4 protein-coding genes are annotated in these 2,921 nt (G+C 67.5%); 3 read left to right on the top strand and 1 reads right to left on the bottom strand.

Translation table 11 applies throughout. The features are described 5' to 3' along the window. The 3 genes from BJQ90_RS16810 to BJQ90_RS16800 form a co-directional block, all read left to right on the top strand. The coding region (locus tag BJQ90_RS16810) for a F510_1955 family glycosylhydrolase (RefSeq protein ID WP_413463707.1) at positions 1 to 859 on the top strand (859 nt) is incomplete at its 5' end. 4 nt (positions 860 to 863) lie between these two features. Continuing rightward, the gene (locus BJQ90_RS16805; protein ID WP_226761360.1) at positions 864 to 1,073 is read left to right on the top strand and encodes a hypothetical protein; all 210 of its coding nucleotides are present in this window, start codon (positions 864 to 866) and stop codon (positions 1,071 to 1,073) included. A gap of 39 nt (positions 1,074 to 1,112) precedes the next feature. Continuing rightward, positions 1,113 to 1,334: a hypothetical protein gene (locus tag BJQ90_RS16800; RefSeq protein WP_226761359.1), complete on the top strand. Its 222-nt coding sequence runs from the start codon at positions 1,113 to 1,115 to the stop codon at positions 1,332 to 1,334. Positions 1,335 to 1,846: 512 nt separating this feature from the next. Here BJQ90_RS16800 and BJQ90_RS16795 read toward each other — a convergent pair. Continuing rightward, a complete protein-coding gene (locus BJQ90_RS16795; protein WP_226761358.1) occupies positions 1,847 to 2,113 on the bottom strand; it encodes an SHOCT domain-containing protein in 267 nt (88 codons plus the stop codon). Positions 2,114 to 2,921 lie beyond the last annotated feature (808 nt).

Here is a 2,921-nt window from a genome sequence, read left to right as displayed (position 1 = left end):
CCGGCCCCACGCCGCAGCCGTCCTGGCTGCCGGCGCCGGCCTCATCCTCGCCCTCTCGGCCTGCAGTCCCTCCTCCGGCACGGCAGGACCCTCACCGGCCGGCCCCGACAGCGGCCTGCCTGACGCGCACATTCACGGGCTGAGCGTCAGCAGCGAAACCGGCCAGGTGCTCCTGGCCACCCACGAAGGCCTGTTCGACGTCACGGAAGAACCAGCTGCCAAAATCGGCGCCATCAACGACCTGATGGGTTTCACCGGCGGCACCGACCACGGCGTCCTCTACGCATCCGGACACCCCGGGGAAGGCTCCGGCCTTCCCAACCCGATCGGGCTGATCAGATCCACCGACGCCGGTAAAACGTGGGAACAGCTCTCCCGCCAGGGTGAATCCGACTTCCACGCGCTCACCGCGACCAAATCCGGGATCCTCGGTTACGACGGCGCACTGCGCACCAGCACGGACGGTACGACCTGGAGCACGGTGCCCGCGGATTTCGTCCCGGCCGTCCTCGCCGGAAACCCCACCAGCGACACCGTCCTGGCCACCACTCCGCAAGGGATCCGCCGCTCAACGGACGGCGGCCAAACCTGGACCAGGGTGGACTCCGGACCCGTGATCCAGTTCGCCGCCTTCGCCGGCCCCGCCGAGGCAGTTGGAGTAGAACCGGACGGGACGGTCCACACCTCCGCAGACGCCGGAGCGACTTGGAACCGAACGGGCAAAATCCAGGACACGGTCCAGGCTGTGGCGGCGGTGACGGGCCCGGATGCAGGTCTGTCGATCTGGGGCGCCACTGCCAGCGGGCTCGTCGTCTCCACCGACGGCGGAATTTCGTTCCGTCCCGCCAACGCCCCCTGACCGAGTGATGCGCGACCCGTTCATGGTCCTGTTCGGGGGCTTCATCGTTTTCACGGCTATCGCGCTTTTGATGGCCCTGAACCGCCCGGGCCGGCAGGGTGCCCGGCCGCAGCGGGAAACCACGCCGGTCAGGCAGGCCGGTGAGCGCCGCCGCTGGGAACTCGCGGTCTGCATTGTGCTCGCTGCCGTCGGCCTGGATGTTGCGGCCTCATAAGGCATCGGCACGTCCTCCCCCGGCGGCAGCGGCATCACCGTGGAGCTCGGCTTTTCCATGATGGTCCTCGCCGTCGTGTGGTCCATCTTCCGCCAGGAGATCCTGCGCTACCAGCTGCGGCTCGGCACAGCTCTCTACGACCTTCCGAGGCCCGCGGAGCCTGCCCAGGTCAAGGCCGCCGAATACACCGGCGTCATCCTCCGTATTCTGTTGTTCCTTCTCGGTCTCACGATCGTGCTGGCCAGGCTGATGCTTCGCTAGCAGGCGGGCCCCTGGCCCCGTCCCGGGGAGAGCAGCTGACGGCGTGACCATCACGGCATGAAGGCCGGGCAGACCGGCCGCCCCACCGGGACCTCCGCCTCTGCCTGTGAGCCGGTGCCGCGCTGAGACTCGAAGTAACTCTCTGCAGCGAAAGCACCGATTATGATGTGGGGTTACGGACAAGGCATGGGAGTCAGGGACGGACTCGATCAGCAGGGATCGGGCTTCGAAGATGAGGCGATGAGGCGATGAGTTTGACGATCTCCCGGACCAGATTGTCGCCGGTGGCGGTCCAGTGCTATTTTGGCCGGGAGTTTTTCCGGATCCGGGTGGAGCGGCAACAGGAAACGCGGGCCTCTTCGGACGATCCCACCGGCGCCGTGCGATCCCGGACTGCGGGAATGGTGCGCGGGTTTACCCGGTCTGGCACGAAACTGCCTTCCAGTGAGGGACGAATACCGCAGGGGCCGGGAAGCCGGCCGGGGTACCCGCCGCAGGGGTGTCCGGCGTTGCTACGGGCCCTCGTCGAGGATACGGAGGCGTTCCTGGTACTCCTGTGCGCTCAGTTCGCCGCGCGCGTACCGCTCAGCGAGGATCCCGCGCGCACCCCCAGGGGTCTCGGCGGCCCCGATGTCCGTGTCTCGGGGTTCCTGACCGCTGTTCTGGACGCTGTTTTCTCCGGTGGTGCGGACCCCGCGGATGATGACCCAGATGAGGGCGATGGCCACCAGCAGGCCGATGGCCCACCACCAGCCCATACCGATTCCGCCACCCATCATGATTCGGACGTCCTTTCACGGCCCGTCGAGGGTCTCCCTCGCGTACCGGCTCTTACGCAACATATCATCCGCCGGAGCCCGTTCTACCGAGCCGCTCTGGCTGACCACGGGCCCCGCGCAGATGCATTTGAGGAATTGTCGTGGAACCGCCCTTGCAATGAGGCGTGCCGGCTGTGCCAGCTGCAGGACGGGTCAGCCTCCGAGGCTTACCTTCGGGTCGTAAGCTCGAGGGATTCGAGGCATGCTTGTCCGCCGCCATCCCACCCGTGAGTAGCTCTGGCGACGTGGGCGCCCCGCCCGGCTCGGTCGCCGGCCGGGTCGTGCACCACACCCGTTGCCCGGTGGTCCGCCCCATCCCCGCCACCCCCTGAGCAGCCCTGGTGCCGTAGGCCTGCGGACCTCAGTGCCGGGGCCCCCGGACCATGGCAGGGTCGGCGCAACCCGTTCTTGGTTCGCCTGGCGGGACGCGGGATGAGCCAGGTCAGGAAGCTCGGTGTCCCGGGCCCATGTCTGCTGCGGGACCACCAATGTCTTTGAGCGCGCTCTGGCAGATGTGTGGATGCGTCCCTGGTCTGAACATAGCGCCGGGAATCGTCCTCAGGAGCGGCGGCATGGCCGGGCGCAGCAGTCATATATCCACGCGGATCCGAGCAGGTCGGCGCCCGGGGTCTGAGTCGGTGATACACCCCCGGGGGTATGTTGGCGTAGTCTGAAACCAGACGGCTGCAGAGTTAGCCCGGATTTTTCATCGGATGGCGGTCGGGGCGCCGGGCCTGGTTTTTGCCGTCCCGGCGGGCTGAATCGGATT

It is taken from the genome of Arthrobacter sp. SO3, from assembly GCF_020532825.1.
Lineage (GTDB): Bacteria > Actinomycetota > Actinomycetes > Actinomycetales > Micrococcaceae > Arthrobacter.
Note: the sequence above shows the minus strand (reverse complement) of the source record. Positions and strands in the feature narration are given on the sequence as shown.